A 22,046-nucleotide genomic window follows, 5' to 3' on the forward strand; every position below is an offset into this window, starting at 1 on the left:
CCTCGTGACGCTCACGTCCGCACCGTCCGACATCGGGACCGTCGACTACCGCGATCCTGAGGTGCGCCTCCGCGCGCTGTTCGACCGGGGCACCCTCCGGCTGCTCCAGGCCCGCGACGACTCCGGCGTGCTGGCCGGGCGCGGCCAGATCGACGGCACGCAGGTGATCGCCTTCGCCAGCGACGCCACGAAGATGGGCGGTGCGATGGGCGACGAGGGCTGCCGCCACATCGTCGACGCGATCGACACCGCGGTCCGCGAGCGGTTGCCGGTCCTCGGGCTGTGGCACTCCGGCGGCGCGCGGCTCGCCGAGGGTGTCGTGGCGCTCGACGCGGTCGGCCAGGTCTTCGCCGCCATGGTCCGCGCCTCCGGGCGCGTGCCGCAGATCTCGGTGGTGCTCGGCCCGGCCGCCGGCGGCGCCGCCTACGGCCCCGCGCTCACCGACATCGTCGTGATGAGCGGTGCCGGCCGTATCTTCGTCACCGGCCCCGAGGTCGTCCGCAGCGTCACCGGCGAGCAGGTCGACATGGAGCGCCTCGGCGGCCCCGAGCCGCACGGCCGTCGCTCCGGTGTCGTGCACGTGACCACCAAGGACGACGAGTCGGCGCTGGCCCGCGCACGCGAGCTCGCCTCACTGCTGGGCAAGCAGGGCCGCATCTGTCCTGACGACGTGGCGGACGTCGACCTCGGCGCGCTGCTGCCGGCCGAGACCAACCGGGCCTACGACGTGAAGCCCCTGGTCAAGAGCCTGCTCGACGCGCCGGGTGTGGAGCTGCACGCGAAGTGGGCGCCGAACATCGTCACGACACTGGGGCGGTTCGGTGGCCGTACCGTCGGCGTCATCGCGAACAACCCGCTCCGCCTCGGCGGCTGCCTCGACGCGGCCAGCGCGGAGAAGTCGGCCCGCTTCGTGCGCATGTGCGACTCGCTCGGTGTGCCGCTGATCGTCCTGGTCGACGTCCCCGGCTACCTGCCCGGTCTCGGCCAGGAGTGGGACGGCGTGGTGCGCCGCGGCGCGAAGCTGCTGCACGCCTTCGCCGAGGCGGTCGTACCGCGGGTGACGCTCGTGACCCGCAAGGCCTACGGCGGGGCGTATATCGCGATGAACTCCCGCTCCCTCGGCGCGACGGCCGTGTTCGCGTGGCCGAACGCGGAGGTCGCGGTCATGGGCGCGAGCGCGGCGGTGAACATCCTGCACCGCAAGAAGCTGGCGGCGGCGCAGCCCGAGGCGCGCGAGGAACTGCGCGCACAGCTCATCAAGGAGCAGATCGAGGTCGCGGGCGGCGTAAACCGGGCACTGGAGATCGGCGTCATCGACGACGTGGTCCAGCCGGAGGAGACCCGCCGCCGCATCGCGGGCGCACTGGCCGGCGCCCCGGCAGCGCGTGGCGCGCACGGCAACATCCCGCTGTAGCGCCGAAACGGTTCGGGCCCGCGGGCGGCGGATCGCGCCGTCCGCGGGCCGTTTTCCTGACTACGTCAGGGCAAGCTCGCCGGCGAGGCTGGTCAGCCCGCCGACGAGGGCCAGGCAGGAGAGCAGGAAGCCGACGACGTTCATGCCCTTGCCCAAGCCGATCGAGCCTTCCAGCTGGGCCCGGTACGGCTCCTCAGGGTCGTAGAGCACCGCCACGTGCATGCCGGGCCGGAACCGGGGCGGATTGGTGCCGACCGGGTCCTTGGCCTGCATCGGGTGCCCCTCGCGGGTGTGGTACTGGAAGACCGGCATCCCGAGATGCGGGCCGTCGCTGGTCCCCCGCTCCCAGCTGAGGTCGACCACCACGCCGGGCACCCGAACCGCCCGGGCCCGGAACCGTCTCCCGCGTTTCCATTCCTTGGTCGTGCTGTATATCCCCGTCACGCCCACGGCGAGCATCACTGTCGTTGCGATCCACCACATGGACGCCGATGATGTCGGCCATGATCCGCCAAGATCGTCGTGGAGTCGACGGCCGGCTGTCGGATTTCCAGACGTGTCCGGGCAACCACCGTCACGCGCAGGCGGTCGCGGGCAGGCCCTGCACCGGGACCGGGGACCTGCCCGGAGCCTTCGCCTTGCCGACCAGGACGTCGGCGAGCGCCTGCATCGAGGCGTTGGACGAGGAGTAGGTCGCCAGCAGGGTGCCCTTCGCCGACCGGAGCACATACGGGGTGTCCAGCGCCACGGTCACCGCCGCCGACTGGGACAGGTCGGACGATCCCTTGCCGTAGCCGATCAGGCGGACCTCCGTGCCGCCTTGCTGCACCACCTCGGTGCCCGCCGCCTTCAGCGCCGCCTCCAGCCAGCCCCGCGCCGTCTCGTTGCCCGCGGAGGTCACCCGGACCGGGCCGGTGACCAGCGCGCCCTTGCACGGGCCGCGGAAGACGGTGATCCCGGCCGCCGCGCCGGCCCGGGCGGCTGCCTTGCCGGCCTCACCGTTGACGACGGACATCTCCGGCTTCGGCGCCTCGGCCAGCCGGAACTTCAGCGCGAGGATGCGGGTCGCCGCCTCGACCATCCGGGTCTTCGGCAGCCGGCCCGAGCGCACGGCGTCGAGCAGGCCCTTGTGGGCCGCCGACAGGCTCGGCGGCATCAGCAGGATGTCGTTGCCGGCGAGGATCGCCCGGACCGCCGCCTCACCCGCCGACCACCGCTCGGCCGGCTCCATGTTCAGGGCATCGGTGACGACGACCCCCGTATATCCCAGCTTCGTCCGCAGCAGGTCGATCAGCACCTTGCTGGAGAACGAGGCCGGCACGCCGGGGTCGATGGACTTGACGTCGAGGTGGCCGGACATGATCAGCCCGACGCCGGCCTCCTTCGCGGCGACGAACGGCGGCAGATCGCCGGCCTCCAGGCTGCGCAGATCCTGGTTGAGCACGGGCAGGCTGTTGTGGCTGTCGACGGTCGTGTGGCCGTGACCCGGGAAGTGCTTCACCGTGGCCGCGACCCCGGCCGACTGCATGCCCCGCACGGCGGCCCCGACCTGGACCGAGACCCGTTGGGGGTCGCTGCCGAACGAGCGGGAGCCGATGACGCCGCCGGGCTGGGTGCCGAGGACGTCGGCGTCGGGGGCGAAGTCGACGTTGATCCCGATGGCGGCCAGCTCGGCGCCGGCCGCCTTCCACGCGGCCTCGGTCACCTTCGGATCGTCACCGGCGCCGAGCGCCATCGCGCTGGGCAGCTGGACCATGCCGTCCTTGATCCGGGTGACCTGGCCGTATTCCTGGTCGGTGCCGATCAGCAGCGGCACCCGGGCGGGCAGGCTCAGCGCCGCCGTCTGTAGGCCGCCCGTGAGCTTCGCCACCTGGGCGGGCGACTCGACGTTGGTGGTCTTGTTGGTGCCGGCGGTCGGGTCGTCAGCGCTGCTGGAGACCAGGATGATCCCGCCCAGATGGTATTTCTTGACGATCTCCGCGGGCGTGGAGGCGCCCGCATACGCCTTGTTGGCCGACACCGAGCCGGACGACACCTTGTCGGCGTCGTTGCCGTAGGCATACGGCATCAGGACCTGGCCGACCAGCTCCTCGTCGGTGAGCTTCGCGGCGAGCTCGGCGGCCTGCCGGGCCGGGTCCGAGCCCGGGACGACAGCGGAAACGGGCGGGCTGCTCGACGGCGCCGGTGCGGGCGATCCGGTGTCGGAGCACCCGCTGACCAGCACGGCGAGCGCCAGGAGAGCGGTCGTCGAGATCTTGCGAAGGGCCGGCACACCCGCCACTCAACCATGCACGGGCAAATTCCCCCAACCCGGGAGCGGCTACCCGACTCGGGTGAGGAGGGTGAGCGGAACACCGTCCCCGGCGTGGCGGTACGGTTCGAGCTCGGCGTCCCACGGCGCGCCGAGCGCCTTCTCCAGGGCGTGGGCGAGCGTCTCGTAGCCGCGGGCGCCCGCGACGAGGCAGCGCAGCCGGTCCTCGGACAGGACGATGTCGCCGTTGGCGCTGGTGGAACCGCGGAACAGCCCGCGGCCGGGCACGTGCATGAACCGCTCGCCGTCGACGCCGGGGCTCGGCTCCTCGGTGACCTCGAAGCGGATCATCGGCCACTGCCGCAGCGCGGCGGCCAGCTCCGCGCCGGTGCCGGTCGCGCCGGTCCACGAGCACTGGGCCCGCCGGGCCGAGGGCTCGACAGGCTGCACCGACCACTCGAGGCGGACCGGCGCGCCGAGGACGCGAGCGATCGCCCACTCGACGTGCGAGGACACGGCGAGCGGAGTCGAGTGAACGTATATGACGCCACGCGTGGGCACGAAGGACCTCCTGGAGACCGAGGTGCGTCTTCCCCTACGACCTCGTGCTCCATGGGTCAAGCCCGGGCAGCGACTTTGCTGTTGGGACTCATGATGACGATGATGCGCGCGGTGCGCCAGAGAATCGCCAACTCAGGTCCTACGAATTGTCCAACGCTCGGTGGCCCGGAAGGTTACCCGGCCGGGGTGTTACAGTTTTGGGCGTCTCTGCACTTCACGCCTCGACAAGGAGTTCCCGCCCGTGGCGAGCAACACCTCGAAGACCGCGCGGGCCTCAGTCCGCGCGGGTCAGGCCGGAGCAGCCGGCGCTCTCAGCGTCCTGGGTGAGTTCAAGTACCTCATCCCGCTCAACAACGGCAAGCACGTCTACGTGCGCAATCTGACCAACGGCAAGACCAACCACCTCAGCACCACCTCCGACACCTTCGTCGAGGAGATCCGCGTGCTTGCCGGTGCCGGTCACGCCATCAAGATCCGCGCCGAGCTGCAGGCGCTCGCCGCCGCCAACCCGAGCCACGGCTGGGACGCGACCGAGAAGCGCCTCATCGAGGCAGGTGTGCTCGAAGCCTCCTGAGCTTCAGCTGAGCGACAGCCGCCGGGGGTGCTCCCCGGCGGCTGTCGCCGTTTCCGGTTCGTAACACTCTCGAAATACCTCTGGTCCGCAACGGAGTAATTCGACGTACCTTCGGGTAACAATTGACCATGGGTTCCGTCGTCTCGCCCCTAGTCAGGCTCAAGGACGGCGCCCGCCTGTACAGCGTGCTCCACCCGGCCGCGCCGTCGGCCTCGGGCGCGCCGCCCGTCACGGTGGTCCTCCTGCACGGCTGGACGCTCGACAACCGCCTCTGGCGCCATCAGGTCGCCGACCTGGCCGGCCGGCTCGGCGCCCCCGTGCGGGTGCTCGCCTTCGACCTGCGCGGCCACGGCCGCTCCTCGGCCACCCGTGGTGCCGACGCCACACTTGAGCAGCTCGGTGACGATCTTTCCGAGGTCATCGAGCAACTGGTCCCCGAAGGCCCGATCGTGCTGGCCGGGCACTCGCTCGGCGGCATGGCGATCATGGAGTACGCGCATCGCCATGCCGCAGCGTTTGCCGACCGGGTGGTCGGGGTGGTGCTGATCTCCACCTCGGCGGAGGGCTCGTCCCGCACCAGCTACGGCCTCAGTCCCCGGCTCGCCCGGGTCATGCGCATCCTGGAGACCCAGGGCGCGGGCCTGCTCGCCCGGTCCGGCGCCTGGCGACCGCACCGCCGGCTGATGCCACTGCTCGCCCCGGGCGTGCGCTGGCTGGTGTTCGGCCAGCGGGTCGACACGAGCTGGGTGGCCCTGACCGCGTCGATGGTCGGCAACGCCCCGCTGTGCGCGATCGGCGGCTTCCGCCCGTCGGTCGACCTGCACCACCGGGTCGAGACGCTGGCCGCGATGCGGGGCCTTCCCGCGGCGGTGCTCGTAGGCTCGCTGGACCGGCTGACCCCGCCGGCCTGCGCGGAGACCATCGCGCGCGAACTGCCCGACGCCGACCTGGTGATCTGCGACCAGGCCGGCCACATGCTGCCGATAGAACGCCCCGACGCGGTGACCGACGCGATCGTCTCCGTCATCCGGCGGGCCTCGGTGGACCCGGCCGTCCGCGAGCGCGCCTCAGCTCAGGTGCACCTCGACCCCGCTCAGCCGCCTGACGAAGTCGGCGCCCAGCGCCTGTGACGGGGTGTGAACGCCGGCGGGGACGGTGCCCGCGCGGACCTCCCGCACGGCCCGCAGTGTCGCGTCAGCGGTGAGTGCATAGGCGTTCGGGCCGGTCAGGGTCGCCGAGCGCGTGTTGCCGGCGGCGTCGCGGACCTCGGCCCAGACCTCGCAGCCGGTCGCCGAGCGGCGCTGCGCCGACGGACCGCCCCGGCGCACGAGGGCCTGGGCGAGCGCGCGCAGCGGGCCGAACCCGAGCACCTTCACCAGCGGGGAGCCGGCGTTGCGCGGGAGGTGCGTGTAGACGGTGATGTTCGGGATGCCTGTCGAGCGGTACGCCGTGACGAGGTCGCCCCAGCGGGTCGCGCCGACGGTCCGCGGGCCGGACGGGAACGGAACCTCGCGGGACGGAGTGCCGAACCGGGTCGGGACCAGGACACCGTCGACCCGGCGCAGGCCACCCGCGGCCGCCTCGCTGAGGGCGGTGCGGGCGGTGCCGCGGCTGAGCCCGCCCGGGGCGTGGAAGGCCAGTTCCAGCGCGACCGCGTCGGGGACCGCGGCGGCCAGCACGGCGGCCAGGCAGTCGGTCGGGACCACGTCGAAGCCCGCACCGGTGATCATCACGACGCCCGCCGCCCGGGCCGCGGCGTCCTGGGCGAACATTCTGTCGAAGACGTCGAGCTCGCCGGTGATGTCGAGATAGTGTTTGCCCTCCGAGAGGCAGCACGCGACCAGGGGCGCGGCGGTGGCGGCAAAGGGGCCGGCACAGTTGGCCACCGTGTCGACGCCGTCCAGAGGTACGGTCGCCGGGTCGCCTATCCGATAGGAGAGCCCTAGTTCGGCCGCCAGGGGGGCCACACTGGACCGGGACCGCCCGGCCAGGACCGGACGTTCCCCACGGTCGACCGCCAGCCGGGCCAGCAGCCGCCCGCTGTAGCCGTTCGCGCCGTACACCATCCACGTCACACCACGAAGTATGAGAGGGTTGCGCCGTGCATTTCATCGAGGAATGGATGGGCACGCTCTCTCCGGTCTGGATCTACCTCCTGGTCGGCGGCGTCATCGGCGTCGAGAGCATGGGCATCCCGCTCCCGGGTGAGGTCACACTCGTGACCGCCTCGCTGCTGTCCATCGGGACCAAGATCAACCCCTGGCTGGTCGCGGGGTCCGCGTCGGTGGGCGCCATCATCGGCGACTCCATCGGCTACTACATCGGCCGCCGGGGTGGCCGGCGCCTCCTGGAGCGCTTCGGCCGGCGGTTCCCGAAGCACTTCGGCCCCGCCCACCTCGCGAAGGCCGAGCGGGCCTTCCAGCGGTGGGGCGTCTGGGCCGTGTTCTTCGGCCGGTTCATCGCGCTGCTGCGCATCCTGGCCGGCCCGCTCGCCGGCGCGCTGCACGTGCCGTATGGCCGGTTTCTCGCCGCCAACGCCCTCGGCGGGCTAACGTGGGCCTTCGGCACCGTGTTCGCGATCTACTCGATCGGCCGGGTCGCGGAGAAGTGGCTCAAGGACTTCTCCTGGATCGCGTTGGTGGCGGCGGTCGTCGCCGGCCTGGCCACGACGTTCTACCTGCGCCGCAAGGCCGCAGCCGAGGCCAAGGCCCTGCGCGAAGAGGCGGAGAAGGAGCCGGCGGCCGCCCACGACTGACGCCGAAGCAACGGTGCCCCGGATGCACGAGTAAGCTTTCGGGGTTGTTTTTCCGGCGGCGGCAGGAGTGGGGCGTTGAGCGACGCGGTTCGCGAGTCGGAGATCGCCGCCGAGCAGGTCTATCTGGACCGGGTCTACACCCGGCTCGACCAGCTGCGTGTCTCCGCCGCCGAGGTGGAGAAGGCCGGCTACAGCCTCGCCCGGGTGGGCAACTTCGGCGCGCTCGTCGAGCGCGACGCCATGGTCTACCACGCCGCCCGGCGTCGCCGGGCCCTGGAGAGCGAGCACGACGGGCTGGTCTTCGGCCGGCTCGACCTGGGGCCCGACGGGGTCTCCGGCGCCGACGCGGCCGCCGTCGAGCCCGCGGTGCCCGACGGTGAGGTGCGCTACATCGGTCGGCTCGGCCTGCGGAACGAGTCCTACGAGTCGCTCGTCGTCGACTGGCGCGCACCCGCCGCCGCGCCGTTCTACCGGGCCACTCCCGCCGACCGGATGGGTGTGGTGCGGCGGCGGAGCATCAGGAGTGCCAACGAGAAGGTCTTGAGCATCGAGGACGACCTCCTCGACCCGGCAGGCGCCCCGGAGTCCATGGCGGTGATCGGGGACGGTGCGCTGCTCGCCAACCTCTCCCGCGCCACCGGCCGCGGCATGAAGGACATCGTCGCCACGATCCAGCGGGAGCAGGACGACGCGATCCGCTCCCCCGCGTCCGGGGTGACCATCGTGCGCGGCGGCCCCGGCACCGGCAAGACCGCGGTCGCCCTGCACCGGGCGGCCTACCTGCTGTATGCGGACCGCAACCGGTACGAGTCGGGCGGCGTGCTCGTCGTCGGGCCGTCGGACGTGTTCGTCGGTTATGTGTCGCGGGTGCTGCCGTCGCTGGGTGAGGACACCGCGACGCTGCGCTCCCTGGGGCAGCTGGTCGAGGGCGTGCAGGCGACCCGCCACGAGCCGCCGGAGGTCGCCGCCGTCAAGGGCACGCTCCGCATGCAGCGGGTCCTGGCCCGCGCCGCCCGCTCCCCCGTGCCGGACTCGCCGGACCGCCTCCGGATCCTGTACCGCGGGGAGTTGCTGAGCCTCGACAAGCCGGCGCTCGACGAGCTGCGCCGCACCGTGCTGAACCTGGGCGTGAAGCGCAACGCCGCCCGGGCCAAGGCGGCCGGCCACGTGCTCGACGCGCTGTGGCGGCAGAGCGTCGAGCTGCTGCCGTCGAGCCGGCAGCAGAAGCGCGAGGAGTTCGCGCCGGACATCGCGGAGCGGCCGGAGTTCATCCAGTTCATGCGCGGCTGGTGGCCGGTGCTGCGCCCGGTCGGCGTGCTCGGCTGGCTGACCGACCGGCGGCGGCTCTCACGCTGGGCCAACGGCGTGCTCAGCAACCGCGAGATCGCCACGCTGTCCGGCTCGATCCGCCCGGACGACCCGTCGGTCGAGGACATCGCGCTGCTCGACGAGCTGCACGAGCTCCTCGGCGACCCGCCGGCCCGCCGCCGGGCGCCGCGTGACCCCTTCCAGGTCGCGGAGGGCGTGCGCGAGGTGACGACGTATGCGGACCGGATGGCGGCGGCCCGCGCGCAGGCGGTCGAGCGACCGGAGGACTACCGCGACTACGCGCACATCATCGTCGACGAGTCGCAGGACGTGTCGCCGATGCAGTGGCGCATGGTCGGGCGCCGCGGTCCGCACGCGACCTGGACGATCGTCGGCGACCCGGCCCAGGCGGCATGGGCCGACCCGGCCGAGGCGGAGCGGGCGATGGACGGCGCGGTGGGCACCCGGCGACGCTCGGGCTTCACGCTGACCACCAACTACCGCAACTCGGCCGAGATCTTCGAGACCGCCGCGCGGGTGATCCGCCAGGCCCAGCCGGACATTGAGCTGCCGACGGCGGTGCGGTCGTCGGGCGTGGCGCCGGTCGAGCGGGTCGTCGAGGACCTGGAGCCGGCGGTCCGCGAGGCGGCGCAGGCCCTGCTGGACCAGGTGGAGGGCACGGTCGGCGTGATCACCGCGACCGCCCGCCGCGACGAGGTCGCGAAGTGGGTCGACGGGCTGGGCGCCGAGCGGCTCCAGACGGTGGGCGCTCTGGACGCGAAGGGCATGGAGTACGACGGTGTGCTGGTCGTCGAGCCGGCCGACATCCGCGAGGAGTCGGCGACGGGCTTCCGGACGCTGTACGTGGCCCTGTCCCGGGCGACCCAACGCCTGACGACGGTGGGCACCCGGCCGTACTGATCCGCCCTTGGAAGCGGCCAGGGCCGGGCCGCGCAGGTTTCCGCAGGCGCAGCCGTGCGATGCCGAAGGCGACGAAGAACAGCGTCACCGACCCCTGACGAGTCGCCGCCGTGACATGGTCCAGCAGGGCACAGAACCAAACGAGAACCTCCAGGAACGCAACACTCCCTCGCAAAACGTTGAATATCAATGGATCGGAATCGCCGATCTGCGATAATTTGTCAACGCCGATGTGATCCACGGCGAGACCCCATCGACACATATCGGCAACGATGCGAGACCTGGGCGCCGCGAGTCTGCGCACATCTCTGTTCGAGTTTGTTGACTTCTGGTCGGCTAGGTTCGAAGCTGTACGCCATGCGAGCGCGCCCAGACTCAGACCGGATCGGCGGGGTACACACCCGTTCCCGCGACGTAACGTCTGCGGTGGAATCCGTTCTGGAAACGGCCATCCGCGCAGCCGCTGCGTCCGCTGCGCCTGCGAAGGGAACGGCGTGATGCTCGCACAGCAACGTCAGGCGGCCATCCTCGACCTTGTCCGCCGCCACGGTGGCGTGCGGGTGAGCCAGCTGGTCCGCCAGTTCGGCGTCTCCGACATGACCATCCGGCGCGACCTCGAGGCGCTCGCCGACCGTGGCCTGGTCGACAAGGTGCACGGTGGCGCCACGATCGCCGGCCCCGGCTCCACCGAGGAGCCCGGCTTCGACGCCAAGTCGGTGCGCCAGCGCAACGAGAAGGCCGCGATCGCCGAGCGGGCCGCGAAGCTCATCGAGCCGCACACCGCGGTCGCCCTCTCGGCGGGCACCACCACCGCCGCGCTCGCCGCACACCTCGTCGACGTCCCTGGACTGACGATCGTCACCAACTCGATCCCGGTCGCCGACACCCTGTACCACGCCGGGCGGCCCGACCAGACGGTCGTGCTCACCGGCGGGATCCGCACGCCCTCCGACGCCCTCGCCGGCCCGGTGGCGGAGGCCGCGATCGGCTCCCTCAACGTCGACGTGCTGTTCCTCGGCGTCCACGGGATGAGCCCGCGTACCGGCTTCACCACCCCCAACCTCATGGAGGCGGGCACCAACCGTCTGCTGGTCGCCGCCGCCCGACGCCTCGTCGTGCTGGCCGACCACACCAAGTGGGAAATGGTCGGTATCGCAACCATCACTCCACTCGACGAGGCGGACATCCTCATCACCGACGTCGGGCTCGCCGCCGAGGCGCGGGTCCAGCTCGCCGAGCGTGTCGGTGAGCTGATCGTCGTCGATCCGAACGGTTAGGACCTGGAAAACGAGTGAAGCGCACGGTCACCCACCTCGCCGACGGCCGGGAACTCATCTACTTCGACGAGCGCGACGACGCGTCCCGGGACGCCGTCGACCAGCGGGACCTCCCCCCGCCCCCGCCCGCCTCGGAGATGCGGTACGACCCGGTGCTCAACGAGTGGGTGACGATCGCCGCGCACCGGCAGACCCGCACGTTCCTCCCGCCGTCCGACCAGTGCCCGTTGTGCCCGTCGACGCCGCAGTGGCAGAGCGAGATCCCCTCCGCCGAGTACGACGTGGTGGTGTTCGAGAACCGCTTCCCGTCCTTCAGCCATCGGGTCGTTCCGTCGCAGGGCGACCTCCTGCCCGGCCTGGTGCCGACCCGCCCGGCCGCCGGCCGGTGCGAGGTCGTCTGCTTCACCTCCGACCACAACGCCTCGTTCGCCTCGCTCTCCCCGGGCCGGGTGCGCACGGTCGTCGAGATGTGGGCCGACCGGACCGCCGACCTGAACACCCGCGACGACATCGAGCAGGTGTTCTGCTTCGAGAACCGCGGCGAGGAGATCGGGGTGACGCTGCACCACCCGCACGGCCAGATCTACGCGTACCCGTTCGTGACCCCGCGGACCCGCCGGATGCTGCAGTCCGCGCGCTCGCACAGTGGCGGCAACCTCTTCGCCGACCTGCTGGCCGCCGAGCGGGCCGACGGCACACGGGTGGTCGCGCTCAACGAGCACTGGACCGCCTTCGTGCCCGCGACCGCGCGCTGGCCGTTCGAGATCCACCTGTACCCGCACCGCCAGGTCCCGGACATCCCGGCCCTGAGCGGCGCGGAGCGCGACGCGTTCGGCCCGCTCTACCTGGAGGTGCTGCGCCGCCTCGACGGGATGTTCGGGCTACCGATGCCGTACATCTCGGCCTGGCACCAGGCACCGGCGCGGGTCGACCGGGACCTCGCATACCTGCACCTGCAGCTGTTCAGCACCCGGCGGGCGCCGGGCAAGCTCAAGTACCTGGCCGGCTCCGAGTCCGGCATGGGTGTGTTCGTCAACGACGTGCGGCCGGAGCAGGCCGCCGAGATGCTGCGGGGGGTCCAGCTGTGACGGCTGTCGCACGGCTTCCGGAGGGCAGCTACGACGCCGTGTGGGCGAGCCCGGGGCGGGTCAACCTCATCGGCGAGCACACCGACTACAACGACGGGTTCGTCCTGCCGTTCGCACTCCCCCACAGCACGGTGGTGGCCGCGACGCGGCGCGATCGTCCGGAGTGGACGGTGTGGTCGGAGACGACCGGCGAGACCGTGCGCTTCGGCGCCGGCGAGCGGGTCGAGGGCTGGGCCGCCTACGTCGCCGGGATCGTGTGGGTGCTGCGCGAGGCCGGCCACGACGTGCCGGGCGCCGACCTCAAGGTGACCTCCGACGTGCCGCTCGGCGCCGGGCTGTCCAGTTCCGCCGCCATCGAGTGCGCGGCCATGGCGGCCCTCGTGGACCTGGCCGGTGCGGACCTGCCGATGCAGCTGCGGCCGCGGCTGGCCCAGCGGGCCGAGAACGAGTACGTCGGCGCGCCGACCGGCATCATGGACCAGGCCGCGTCCACGCTGTGCCGGGCCGGGCACGCGCTGTTCCTCGACTGCCGGTCGCTGGCCACCGAGCACGTGCCGTTCGACCTCGCCGCCGACGGGCTGGCGATGCTGGTCGTCGACAGCAAGGCTCCGCACGCCCACGTGAGCGGCGAGTACGCGGCCCGGCGCCGGTCGTGCGAGGAGGCGGCGAAGATCCTCGGTGTGGCGGCGCTGCGCGACGTCGACGTGGACGGTCTGCCCGACGCCCTCGCCAAGCTCGACGACGAGGTGATGCGCAAGCGGGTCCGGCACGTGGTCACCGAGGACCAGCGGGTCCTCGACACCGTGGCGGCGCTGCGCGCCGGGGACGTGCGGGCGGTCGGCCCGCTGATGACGGCGTCGCACGAGTCGATGCGCGACGACTACGAGATCACCGTGCCACAGGTCGACACGGCGGTGCGGGTGGCGCTGGAGCACGGTGCGTACGGCGCGCGGATGACCGGCGGCGGCTTCGGCGGGTGTGTCCTCGCGCTGGTCGACGAGGAGCACTGCGACGGCGTCGCGGCGGCGGTGCGGGCGGCGTTCGCCGCCAACGGCTTCCCGCCTCCCGACACCTTTGTCGTCGCCCCCGGGGAGGGCACCCGCGACGTCAGCGGATGAGCCGCGCGTCGGCCCGGTCGGCGTGGTCCTGCTGTACCGCAGCCGCTTCGGGCAGTCGGTCTACGCCGTCGGCGGCAGCGAGGACGCGGCCCAGACGTACACATTGTGCGACTCCGGCCGTTACCAGCCCCCCAACATGGGTTCCTCACGACCCCTGGGAACCCCCGCCAGCGTTGGGAGGACAAGCGTGAGCGTGCCTGGATACCGCGACACGCCAGGACCGCAATGGGATCCGCGCGCACCGGTGGACCCCGCAGAAGCCGAGGAGTTCCTCGTGCTGTTCCACCGCGAGAACCCGCAGCACGGCGACGGCCACGAGCGGATCGCCGAGGTCCGGGCGGAGATCGCCGGCACCGGCACATACACCCACACGTACGCGGAACTCCTCTTCGGCGCCCGGGTGGCCTGGCGCAACGCGAGCCGCTGCATCGGCCGCCTGTACTGGCGCAGCCTCGTGATCCGGGACCTGCGCAAGGTCAGCGCGCCGGACGAGGTCTTCGAGGAACTGGTCCGCCACCTGGGCCTCGCCGGCCAGCGGGAACGCAACGTGATCCGGCCGGTCATCTCGATCTTCGCGCCGCACGTGCCGGGCCGCTCCGGCACCCGCGTGTGGAACGAGCAGCTGATCCGCTACGCCGGGCACAGCCACACGGACGGCACGGTCGTCGGCGACCCGCGGTACGTGCCGTTCACCCGGACGCTCCAGCAGTACGGCTGGCGCGGCAAGCCGGACAACCCGTTCGACGTGCTCCCGCTCGCGATCGAGGGCCCCGCCGGGGACGTGAACCTCTACGAACTGCCCGAGCACGCGGTCTGGGAGGTGCCGATCGCGCATCCGGAGTACCGCTGGTTCGCCGAACTCGGCCTGCGCTGGCACGCGATTCCGGCGATCGCGAACATGCGCCTGACCATCGGCGGGGTCGACTACCCGCTCGCGCCCTTCAACGGCTGGTACATGGGCACCGAGATCGGCGCGCGCAACCTCGCCGACCCGGACCGCTACGACCTGCTGCCGGTGATCGCGGAGCGGCTGGGACTGGACACGAGCACCGAGCGGTCGTTGTGGAAGGACCGGGCCCTGGTGGAGCTGAACCGGGCGGTGCTGTGGTCGTTCGACCGGGAGGGCGCGCGGATCAGCGACCACCACACGGAGTCGGAACGGTTCCTGGCGCACGTGGCGAGCGAGGAGCGCGCGGGCCGGGCGACCCCGGCGGACTGGACGTGGATCGTGCCGCCGATGAGCGGGGGTGCGACGGGGGTGTTCCACCGGTACTACGCCGAGGCCGACCAGCGTCCCGGCTTCTATCTCGACAGCAACGCGCGCGAGCTGGGCCGCCGGGGCCACTCGCCGGTCACGCCGGCGGCGGGTGCGGGGCGCTGCCCGTTCCACGAACCCTCGGCCGGGCCGGCCGACGCGGCGCCGGCCGAGACCGTGCCGACTGAGACCGTGCCGACTGAGACCGTGCCAGCCGTGCCCGCTCCGGAGCAATCGGCGGCGGAGAGCCGGGGCCTGCTGGACCGCCTTCTCCACCGCGACACGAGAAGGGCCTGAACCACTTCTTCTGAACCCACTTTTTCTGGACCCACCGGCCGGTGCGGTTGTGGTGCCCGGGGCGCCGCAACCGCACCAGCGTGTCGGGGCGCTCAGGAGCTGAGCACCTCGGTCAGTGCGTCGACGGCCAGGTCGATCTCCTCGCGGGTGACCACCAGCGGCGGGGCCAGCCGGAGGGTCGAGCCGTGGGTGTCCTTGGCCAGCACGCCCCTGGCCATCAGGCGCTCGCTCGCCTCGCGGCCGGTCATGAGCGCCGGGTCGATGTCGATGCCGGCCCAGAGGCCGCGGCCCCGGACCGCGGTCAGGCCCTTGCCGACCAGCGCGCCGAGGCGGGCGTGCAGGTGCGCGCCGACCGCCTTGGCGCGGGCCTGGGGCTTGCCGGTGTTCAGCAGGGCGATGACCGCCCGGGCGACCGCGCACGCCAGCGGGTTGCCGCCGAACGTGGAGCCGTGCTCGCCGGGGCGTAGCACGCCGAGGACCTCGCGGGAGGCGGCGACCGCCGACACCGGGACGATGCCGCCGCCGAGGGCCTTGCCCAGCACGTACATGTCGGGGACGACACCCTCGTCGTCACAGGCGAACGTGTCGCCGGTGCGGCCCAGGCCGGACTGGATCTCGTCGGCCACGAAGAGGACGTTGCGCTCGGTGCACAGCGCCCGGACGCCGGTCAGGTAGCCGGCCGGCGGCACGAGCACACCCGCCTCGCCCTGGATCGGCTCGATGAGCACGGCCACGGTGGTCTCGTCGATCGCCGCGGCGAGGGCCTCGAGGTCGCCGTAGGGCACGATCCGGAAGCCGGGCGTGTAGGGGCCGTAGTCGGCACGGGCCTCGGGGTCGGTGGAGAAACTGACGATCGTCGTGGTGCGGCCGTGGAAGTTACCGTCGGCGACGACGATCGTGGCCCGGCCGTCGGGGACGCCCTTGACCTTGTACCCCCACTTGCGGGACACCTTGATCGCGGTCTCGACGGCCTCGGCGCCGGTGTTCATCGGCAGCACGAGGTCCTTGCCGCACAGTTCGGCGAGCTCGTGGCAGAACGGGCCGAACTGGTCGTGCAGAAACGCGCGGCTGGTCAGCGTCACCCGGTCGAGCTGTTCGCGGGCCGCGGCGACGAGGCCGGGGTGGCGGTGGCCGAAGTTCAGCGCCGAGTAGCCGGCGAGGCAGTCGAGATACCGGCGGCCGTCGACGTCGGTCACCCAGGCACCGTCGGCCTCGGCGATGACCACGGGCAGCGGATGGTAGTTGTGCGCCGTCCAGCGCTCGGCCTCCGCCACCGCAGGGGCGGTGCGGTCGGTCATCGCAGCGGTCATGCCCCCTCCTCGCTTCGCTCCGGACCGGTCATGCCCCGCACCTCCAACGTGCAGCACTTGGGTCCGCCGCCGGCCTTGTGCAGCTCGGACACGTCGACCGGCACCGGCTGGAATCCCTTCGACGCTAGCGCTCCGGCGAGCGCGGTGGCCGCGGACGGCAGCACCACGCGATCTCCGTCACTGACGGCGTTGAGCCCCAGCACGGCGGCGTCCTCGGCGGTGGCGACGACGGCATCGGGGTACAACCGCCGCAGCACTTCCTGACTGCCGGGCGAGAACGCCCCGGGGTAGTAGGCGATGTTGTCATGCGACAGCACCGTCAGCGCGGTGTCGAGGTGGTAGTAGCGGGGATCGACAAGCTGCAGGCTGATCACCGGCCGGCCGAAGAGCTCCTGCGCCTCGAGGTGCGCGGCGTGCTCGGTGCGCAGCCCGGTGCCGGCGAGGATGACCTCACCGGCGAGCAGAAGGTCGCCCTCGCCCTCGTTGACGTTCTTCGCGGCGTGGACGTCGAAGCCGTTGCGCGCGAACCACGACAGATAGGCCGGGCCCTCGTCGGCGCGCTCCGGGTGGCGGAACTGCGCGCCGTAGACCTTGCCGTCGACGACCGTGGCACCGTTGGCGGCGAAGACCATGTCGGGCAGGCCGGGCACCGGGTCGATCAGGTCGACGGTGTGGCCGAGCGACAGGTAGAGCTCGTACAGCGTCGTCCACTGCGCGACGGCCCGCTCGACGTCAACGGGCGCGGTCGGGTCCATCCACGGATTGATCGTGTAGTCCACGGCAAAGTGTGTGGGTCGACACATCAGATAACGACGACTCATAAGAAAAACCTACGGTGCGTCCAGGGCGGCGAACCATTGCGATCCGCTGCTTCTTGGTGCGCGTTTCTTGTCTTGTACGGCCACCGAGCGGCGATTCGTTGCGTCCCCCGTGTCTAGCCGAGTTGCCGCCAGTTGCCGGGCTGCGCCAGCAGGCCGGAGACGCAGTCCATCGCGGCGTCCTCGTCGGTGAACTCGTAGCGCCGGCAGCGCCCGTCGGCGCCGCCCTCGCGGGACTCGGCCCACCAGATGCCCGCGTCCTCGAACAGGTACACGTCGCGTCGGGCCAGCCGGCCCCAGCTGCCGTTCCACCAGTGTTTTCTGCGCTCCACAGGCAGCATTCGAACACACGTACCAACAGTGGCAAAAGGCGACCCGCCCATATCGATCAGGACGGTTAGCCTTCCACCCGTCCGGGTACGCCCTTGGTGCGCTGTCGCTTTCTGCCGAGTGGGGGTTGGCTCATGCCGCCGGACGAGCAGGACCTCATCGACCTGCTCGTGGCCGACCACCGGCGGCTCGAATCGGTGTTCGCCGAGATCGAGACGTCCACCGAGGCGTCCGCCAGGCGGGCGGCGATCACGGCGGCGATCGCGCTCCTCGTCCGGCACACCCGGGCCGAGGAGGAGCACCTGCATCCCGCGCTGCGCGAGTTGTTGCCCGCCGGCACGGAGATCGCCGCCTACGAGACCGGCGAGCACGGGCGGATGGACGAGCTGATCACGCGTCTCGGCGAGCTCGACGACACGGACCCGGCGTTCGACGGGCTGCTCGCCACACTGCTGGACGCCGTGCGCCAGCACATGCAGGAGGAGGAAACCGAACTGTTCCCGCGCCTGCAATCGGCGCGTGTGACGGAATGAGCGGACGGGTAAGCCAGTACGCATGGCAGTTCCCGAGGACAGGCAGCCGCTGATCGCGACACTCAAGAAGGCGGCGTTCCATCTCAAGGAGACCGGCATCCCGTTCTGCCTGGCGGGCAGCTTCGCGGTCTATGCGCGCGGCGGCGAGTCCGTCGACCACGACATCGACTTCCTCATCAAGGAAGAGGACGCCGATCGTGTGATGACCGCCCTCAGCGAGGTCGGCTTCCGCTGCGAGGTGCCGCCCGAGGGCTGGCTGGTCAAGGCCTGGGACCAGACCGATGGCGGGGACCTGCTGATCGACTTCATCTTCTGCCCGGTGCAGCGGCCGGTGACCGACGCGACACTCACGGACACGAATGTCATCGCGGTCAACGCCTGCCACATGCCGGTGCTGTCGGCGACCGAGCTGATGATTCACAAGGTGCTGACCTGGTCGGCACACTACTGCGACTTCGCGCGGGGACTGCCGGTCGCGCGTTCGCTGCGGGAACAGATCGACTGGCCACGGGTCTTCCGGGAAACGGCCCACTCGCCGTACGCGCATGCTTTCCTGTTCCTGATCGATCGCCTCGGCGTCATGTCGTTGTCGGAGGCGAGCGCGCTGTCCGCCGCTGTCTAATACGTGCTGTCCAGCTTGGGGTTTGAGGGGGACGACGATGACCGTCGACCAGTACGTCGAGAGCGAACTGCAGCATCTGCTCGCCGAGGACGAACGCATCGCGGAGCAGGGCATCCGCTTCGTGCGGACCGAAGGTGGGATCAGCCTCGTCGGCGAGGTCGAGAGCGCCGAGCGGCGCGACCTGATCTGCCAGGTGGTGACCGAGGCGTTCCCGGAGCTGCCGGTGCGCTGCAACATCGGGCTCACGCGGGTGCACGAGCCGGAGGAGGTCGAGGAGCTGTGACGGTCGAGGAGAACTGCGTGCGCGTCGCCGCCGTCGGCGACGTGCATCTCGACGCTGACGTGCTGGGCCGGTACCGCCCGGCGCTCGAGCACGTCGGCAAGAAGGCCGACGTGCTGCTGCTGGCCGGCGACCTGACGCGGCACGGCACGACCGACGAGGCGCGGTGCGTGGCGCAGGAGTTCGGCGGGCTGGCGGTGCCGGTGGTCGCGATCCTGGGCAACCACGACTACCACAGCGACCAGGAGCACGAGGTGGCGAAGGTCCTGGAGGACGCCGGCCTCATCGTGCTGGAGTGCACGGGCACCGTGCTCGACCTGGACGGCGTGCGGGTCGGCATCGCCGGCACCAAGGGCTTCGGCGGCGGGTTCGCCGGCGCGTGCGCGAGCGAGTTCGGCGAACCCGAGATGAAGGCGTTCACCCGGCACGGCCGCGCGGTCGCCGAGCGGTTCGGCCACGCGCTCGCCCAACTCGACTGCGACGTGCGGATCGCGCTCACCCACTACTCGCCGGTGCCGGAGACGCTGCAGGGCGAGCCGCTGGAGATCTACCCGTTCCTTGGCTCGTACCAGCTGGCGCAGGCGATCGACGCCGCACCGGCGGTGGGGCTGGCGGTCCACGGGCACGCCCACGCCGGCTCGGAGCGGGGCACGACGCCGGGCGGCGTGCCGGTCCGCAACGTCGCCCACCCGGTGATCAAGCAGGCCTACAACGTCTATCAGCTGTCGTCGGTGCTGGCTCCGGTCTGACAGCCCGGTTCCGGTTCTGGTTCTGGGTCCGGTTCTGGTTCTGGGAGAGCGGGCCGCCCGGAAGCGGCCCGCTTTCGGCGTCTCAGCGCTGCACGGTCTCGGCGAGGTGTTCTCTCAGGAACGTCAGGGCGTGGGCCAGCAGCCGCGAGACGTGCATCTGTGAGATGCCGAGCTTCTCGGCGATCTGCGTCTGGGTCAGGTTGCCGGCGAAGCGCATCGCGAGGATGCGCTGCTCGCGGGCCGGCAGCTGGATGATCAGCGGGCGCAACGTCTGCCGGTCGTCGACCGCCTCGAGGTCGCGGTCGACGCCGCCGAGGAGCTCGGCGAGCTCCATGCCGTTCTCCTCGCCGGTGGCCGGCGCGTTGATGGACAGCGCCCGGTAGGCGTGGCCGGACTCGATGCCCTCGATGATCTCCTCCTCCCCGACGCCGAGCCGCTCGGCGAGGTCGGTCACCGTCGGGGAGCGGCCGAGCTCCTGGGCCAGGTCGTCGGTCACCTTGCTGATCTCCAGCCGCAGCTCCTGGAGCCGCCGCGGCACGCGCACGTCCCAGCCCTTGTCGCGGAAGTGGCGCTTGAGCTCGCCGACGATCATCGGGATCGCGTAGCTGGTGAACGCGGCGCCGCGGGTCGGGTCGTAGCCGTCGACGGACTTGATCAGGCCGAGGTTGGCGACCTGGACGAGGTCGTCGAACTGCTCGCCGCGGTTGCGGAAGCGCCGGGCGAGGTATTCGGCCAGCGGGATGTACAGCTCGATCAGCCGAGCCCGGACGCGTTCGCGGTCGGGGCTGCGCTCGGGCAGGTCGGCGAGCAGGGTGAGGAGCGCCTGTGCGGCGGCCTCCGTCTCCCGGTGGTCGGACCGGCCGGTCCGCTGGGCCGGGATCGACGTGCTGGTCTTCGGGGTCTTCCGGGCGGCGCGATGCGCGGTGACGGTCATGAGGGGGTCCCCCTGCCTGCTGCCACGGCCGGGCGACAGTTCTGGGGAGCGCACCGGCCAGGGCGGAAGAATGCCGGCTGGTGCCCTGGTCTCGAGCACCCGGCAGGAATCCCGCGGCGGCGATCGCGGCTGTTTGACGATCACGCCTCGACAACGACCGGCGGATTGCCCACTAGCCGTTCGGATGATGCGGGTCAGCCAAAGGTACCGCTTTCCGGCCGGACGAGGCAAGGCACGTACACCTTCCGGAGCCGCTCAGCCAGAAACCTCGGTCAACGCCTCGTCGTCCTCCTCGGCGTCCTCACCGGTGTCGTCCGACTGCGCGCCACCGCCGGTCACCGCCGTATAGACCCGCAGCAGGTCGACGGCGGCGCGCTCCCAGGTGTACCGGCTGCGGACCCGGTCGATCGCCGCGCTGGCGTAGCTCATCCGGCGCACCTCGTCACCGAGGAGTCCGCGGAGGGCGCCGGCGAGCGCGTACGTGTCGCGGGGCGGCACCAGCACGCCGGTCACGTTGTCGATGACACTCTCGGCGATCCCGCCCACCTCGTAGGCGACGACCGGCACGCCGCACGACATGGCCTCCAGCGGAGTGAGGCCGAACGGCTCATACCACGGCGCGCAGCCCAGGACGTCGGCCGAGCGGTACCAGCCGGGCAGTTCGTCCAGCGGCACGGCACCGATGAGCCGCACCCGGTCGCCGACACCGCACCGGTCCGCCAGTTCCATGAGCCGCCGGGCCTCCGGGTCCCGGTCCAGCCGGGCCGGGTCGGGACCGCCGACGATCACCAACTCCGCACCGGGGACCCGGCGCAGCGCCTCGACAAGATCGGCGAAGCCCTTGCGCTCGACGAGCGGGCCGACGCTGAGAATCCGGCGCAGCCCGGGCCCCGGGCGGTCGGCGGCCTGGCCCGCGGGTGTGAACCTCTCCCCGTCGACGCCGGACGGGATGATGACCGTGTCAGCGCGGCGGATGCCCATGCGGCCGAGTTCCGTGACCTCGTCCTCGCACTGGGCGACGACCCGGTCGACCAGCGTGCCGAGGGTGCGTTCCAGGCCGACCCGCGGCTCCGGACTGGTGTCGCGGTCCTTGAGGTGGCGGCGCTTGACGGCACCGAGCCCGTGGTACGTCTCGATGACCGGCAGCCGGTGCCCGGCGGTGGCGGTCAGCGCGGCCAGGCCGCTCAGCCAGAAGTGGGCGTGGACCACGTCGGGGGTCTCGCCGTGGCCGTTGTCGCCCCAGCGGGCCGCCAGCGCACGGCCGAAGTCGCCCATGAGGGGAAGCAGATCGTCGACCGGCATCGGCTCGGCCGGGCCGGCGGACACCTGCTCGACGGTCACGCCTTCGGCGTACGGCACCACGTTGTCGACGTCGGGCCGGTCGCGGCGGGTGTACACACGCACCTCGTGGCCCAGCCGGCCGAGCGCCTCCGCGAGCGCCGCCACATGCGTGTGCTGGCCACCGGTGCCCGGGCCGCCGAGGGCGAGCGGGCTCGCCTGGGCTGAGATCAGCGCGACCTTCAACGCGCACCTGCCCACGACGAAGCTGCTCGTAGCACCTGTGCAAACCTCCACGTGGCCGACGCTGCTGACCTGCCAACGCCCCTACCCGAGCGAGTTGGTGGTAAACATCAACGGGCGAGTCGCCACC

22 protein-coding genes are annotated in these 22,046 nt (G+C 71.6%); 13 read left to right on the forward strand and 9 right to left on the reverse strand.

The genetic code is table 11. The features are described 5' to 3' along the window. The first annotated feature begins 4 nt into the window (after positions 1–4). Positions 5–1,414 carry an acyl-CoA carboxylase subunit beta gene (locus Dfulv_RS40220; protein WP_259859053.1) on the forward strand — a complete coding sequence of 470 codons (1,410 nt, stop codon included), beginning with the start codon at positions 5–7 and terminating at the stop codon, positions 1,412–1,414. A 60-nt stretch (positions 1,415–1,474) separates the two neighbouring features. On the opposite strand, the gene Dfulv_RS40225 is transcribed toward Dfulv_RS40220, so the two are convergent. From Dfulv_RS40225 to Dfulv_RS40235, 3 genes are all read right to left on the reverse strand, one after another. After that, on the reverse strand, positions 1,475–1,897 hold the full coding sequence (locus Dfulv_RS40225; RefSeq protein WP_259859054.1) for a DUF3592 domain-containing protein: 423 nt from the start codon (positions 1,895–1,897) through the stop codon (positions 1,475–1,477). A gap of 91 nt (positions 1,898–1,988) precedes the next feature. Continuing rightward, on the reverse strand, positions 1,989–3,695 hold the full coding sequence (locus tag Dfulv_RS40230; RefSeq protein WP_406567870.1) for a glycoside hydrolase family 3 protein: 1,707 nt from the start codon (positions 3,693–3,695) through the stop codon (positions 1,989–1,991). Positions 3,696–3,734: 39 nt separating this feature from the next. After that, positions 3,735–4,226 (reverse strand): DUF3145 domain-containing protein, encoded by a 492-nt coding sequence (locus Dfulv_RS40235; protein ID WP_259859056.1) that lies wholly within the window; start codon positions 4,224–4,226, stop codon positions 3,735–3,737. A gap of 241 nt (positions 4,227–4,467) precedes the next feature. Here Dfulv_RS40235 and Dfulv_RS40240 point away from each other — a divergent pair, with 241 nt between their 5' ends. After that, entirely contained in the window at positions 4,468–4,800 is a 333-nt protein-coding gene (locus tag Dfulv_RS40240; RefSeq protein WP_259859057.1) for a hypothetical protein, read from the forward strand. 128 nt (positions 4,801–4,928) lie between these two features. Further along, positions 4,929–5,930, forward strand: a complete 1,002-nt coding sequence (locus Dfulv_RS40245) for an alpha/beta fold hydrolase (protein WP_259859058.1) — start codon at positions 4,929–4,931, stop codon at positions 5,928–5,930. On the opposite strand, the gene Dfulv_RS40250 is transcribed toward Dfulv_RS40245, so the two are convergent. Then, positions 5,868–6,866: a saccharopine dehydrogenase family protein gene (locus Dfulv_RS40250; protein ID WP_259869154.1), complete on the reverse strand. Its 999-nt coding sequence runs from the start codon at positions 6,864–6,866 to the stop codon at positions 5,868–5,870. The genes Dfulv_RS40245 and Dfulv_RS40250 overlap by 63 nt on opposite strands. 35 nt (positions 6,867–6,901) lie before the next feature. Here Dfulv_RS40250 and Dfulv_RS40255 point away from each other — a divergent pair, with 35 nt between their 5' ends. The 6 genes from Dfulv_RS40255 (at position 6,902) to Dfulv_RS40280 (ending at position 14,819) form a co-directional block, all read left to right on the forward strand. Next, a complete protein-coding gene (locus tag Dfulv_RS40255) occupies positions 6,902–7,555 on the forward strand; it encodes a DedA family protein (RefSeq protein ID WP_259859059.1) in 654 nt (217 codons plus the stop codon). 75 nt (positions 7,556–7,630) lie between these two features. Further along, the gene (locus tag Dfulv_RS40260) at positions 7,631–9,784 is read left to right on the forward strand and encodes a HelD family protein (RefSeq protein ID WP_259859060.1); all 2,154 of its coding nucleotides are present in this window, start codon (positions 7,631–7,633) and stop codon (positions 9,782–9,784) included. Between the two features lie 497 nt (positions 9,785–10,281). Then, positions 10,282–11,061 carry a DeoR/GlpR family DNA-binding transcription regulator gene (locus Dfulv_RS40265; protein ID WP_259859061.1) on the forward strand — a complete coding sequence of 260 codons (780 nt, stop codon included), beginning with the start codon at positions 10,282–10,284 and terminating at the stop codon, positions 11,059–11,061. A gap of 14 nt (positions 11,062–11,075) precedes the next feature. Then, on the forward strand, positions 11,076–12,149 hold the full coding sequence (gene galT, locus Dfulv_RS40270; protein WP_259859062.1) for a galactose-1-phosphate uridylyltransferase: 1,074 nt from the start codon (positions 11,076–11,078) through the stop codon (positions 12,147–12,149). Continuing rightward, a complete protein-coding gene (gene galK, locus Dfulv_RS40275; protein WP_259859063.1) occupies positions 12,146–13,267 on the forward strand; it encodes a galactokinase in 1,122 nt (373 codons plus the stop codon). The genes galT and galK overlap by 4 nt, the downstream gene beginning before the upstream one ends. Positions 13,268–13,454: 187 nt before the next feature. Next, positions 13,455–14,819 carry a nitric oxide synthase oxygenase gene (locus Dfulv_RS40280; protein WP_259859064.1) on the forward strand — a complete coding sequence of 455 codons (1,365 nt, stop codon included), beginning with the start codon at positions 13,455–13,457 and terminating at the stop codon, positions 14,817–14,819. 92 nt (positions 14,820–14,911) lie between these two features. Here the strand turns inward: Dfulv_RS40280 and rocD are convergent, their stop codons facing one another. The 3 genes from rocD to Dfulv_RS40295 all read right to left on the reverse strand — a co-directional run bounded on the left by rocD (position 14,912) and on the right by Dfulv_RS40295 (position 17,279). Continuing rightward, positions 14,912–16,129, reverse strand: a complete 1,218-nt coding sequence (gene rocD, locus Dfulv_RS40285; RefSeq protein ID WP_406567871.1) for an ornithine--oxo-acid transaminase — start codon at positions 16,127–16,129, stop codon at positions 14,912–14,914. Continuing rightward, positions 16,126–16,950: a dimethylargininase gene (gene ddaH, locus Dfulv_RS40290; RefSeq protein WP_259859065.1), complete on the reverse strand. Its 825-nt coding sequence runs from the start codon at positions 16,948–16,950 to the stop codon at positions 16,126–16,128. Before ddaH ends, rocD begins: the two co-directional genes overlap by 4 nt. 113 nt (positions 16,951–17,063) lie before the next feature. Then, complete coding sequence (locus Dfulv_RS40295) at positions 17,064–17,279, reverse strand: hypothetical protein (RefSeq protein WP_259859066.1); 216 nt, start codon at positions 17,277–17,279, stop codon at positions 17,064–17,066. A gap of 132 nt (positions 17,280–17,411) precedes the next feature. On the opposite strand from Dfulv_RS40295, the gene Dfulv_RS40300 reads away from it, so the two are divergent. Genes Dfulv_RS40300 through Dfulv_RS40315 form a run of 4 tightly spaced genes read left to right on the forward strand, consistent with a single transcriptional unit; the run spans position 17,412 to position 19,461 of the window. Further along, on the forward strand, positions 17,412–17,810 hold the full coding sequence (locus tag Dfulv_RS40300) for a hemerythrin domain-containing protein (RefSeq protein WP_259859067.1): 399 nt from the start codon (positions 17,412–17,414) through the stop codon (positions 17,808–17,810). 22 nt (positions 17,811–17,832) lie between these two features. Continuing rightward, on the forward strand, positions 17,833–18,432 hold the full coding sequence (locus Dfulv_RS40305; protein WP_259859068.1) for a nucleotidyltransferase family protein: 600 nt from the start codon (positions 17,833–17,835) through the stop codon (positions 18,430–18,432). 37 nt (positions 18,433–18,469) lie between these two features. Further along, complete coding sequence (locus Dfulv_RS40310; RefSeq protein WP_259859069.1) at positions 18,470–18,715, forward strand: hypothetical protein; 246 nt, start codon at positions 18,470–18,472, stop codon at positions 18,713–18,715. After that, positions 18,712–19,461, forward strand: a complete 750-nt coding sequence (locus Dfulv_RS40315; protein ID WP_259859070.1) for a metallophosphoesterase family protein — start codon at positions 18,712–18,714, stop codon at positions 19,459–19,461. The genes Dfulv_RS40310 and Dfulv_RS40315 overlap by 4 nt, the downstream gene beginning before the upstream one ends. A gap of 82 nt (positions 19,462–19,543) precedes the next feature. Here Dfulv_RS40315 and Dfulv_RS40320 read toward each other — a convergent pair whose 3' ends face one another. Both Dfulv_RS40320 and Dfulv_RS40325 read right to left on the reverse strand, forming a co-directional pair. Next, a complete protein-coding gene (locus Dfulv_RS40320; protein ID WP_259859071.1) occupies positions 19,544–20,395 on the reverse strand; it encodes a SigB/SigF/SigG family RNA polymerase sigma factor in 852 nt (283 codons plus the stop codon). Between the two features lie 255 nt (positions 20,396–20,650). Then, positions 20,651–21,919, reverse strand: coding sequence for a glycosyltransferase (locus tag Dfulv_RS40325; RefSeq protein ID WP_259859072.1), 1,269 nt, complete (start codon positions 21,917–21,919; stop codon positions 20,651–20,653). Positions 21,920–22,046: the final 127 nt, after the last annotated feature.

It is taken from the genome of Dactylosporangium fulvum, from assembly GCF_025137375.1.
GTDB classification, from domain to species: Bacteria; Actinomycetota; Actinomycetes; order Mycobacteriales; family Micromonosporaceae; genus Dactylosporangium; species Dactylosporangium fulvum.

Bases quoted from the DNA above. Each gene is read 5' to 3' on its own strand.
- Dfulv_RS40225 (WP_259859054.1), bottom strand. From the start codon at position 1,897: ATGTGGTGGATCGCAACGACAGTGATGCTCGCCGTGGGCGTGACGGGG.
- Dfulv_RS40245 (WP_259859058.1), top strand. From the start codon at position 4,929: ATGGGTTCCGTCGTCTCGCCCCTAGTCAGGCTCAAGGACGGCGCCCGC.
- Dfulv_RS40250 (WP_259869154.1), bottom strand. From the start codon at position 6,866: ATGGTGTACGGCGCGAACGGCTACAGCGGGCGGCTGCTGGCCCGGCTG.
- Dfulv_RS40265 (WP_259859061.1), top strand. From the start codon at position 10,282: ATGCTCGCACAGCAACGTCAGGCGGCCATCCTCGACCTTGTCCGCCGC.
- rocD (WP_406567871.1), bottom strand. From the start codon at position 16,129: ATGACCGCTGCGATGACCGACCGCACCGCCCCTGCGGTGGCGGAGGCC.
- ddaH (WP_259859065.1), bottom strand. From the start codon at position 16,950: ATGAGTCGTCGTTATCTGATGTGTCGACCCACACACTTTGCCGTGGAC.
- Dfulv_RS40300 (WP_259859067.1), top strand. From the start codon at position 17,412: ATGCCGCCGGACGAGCAGGACCTCATCGACCTGCTCGTGGCCGACCAC.
- Dfulv_RS40305 (WP_259859068.1), top strand. From the start codon at position 17,833: ATGGCAGTTCCCGAGGACAGGCAGCCGCTGATCGCGACACTCAAGAAG.
- Dfulv_RS40310 (WP_259859069.1), top strand. From the start codon at position 18,470: ATGACCGTCGACCAGTACGTCGAGAGCGAACTGCAGCATCTGCTCGCC.
- Dfulv_RS40320 (WP_259859071.1), bottom strand. From the start codon at position 20,395: ATGACCGTCACCGCGCATCGCGCCGCCCGGAAGACCCCGAAGACCAGC.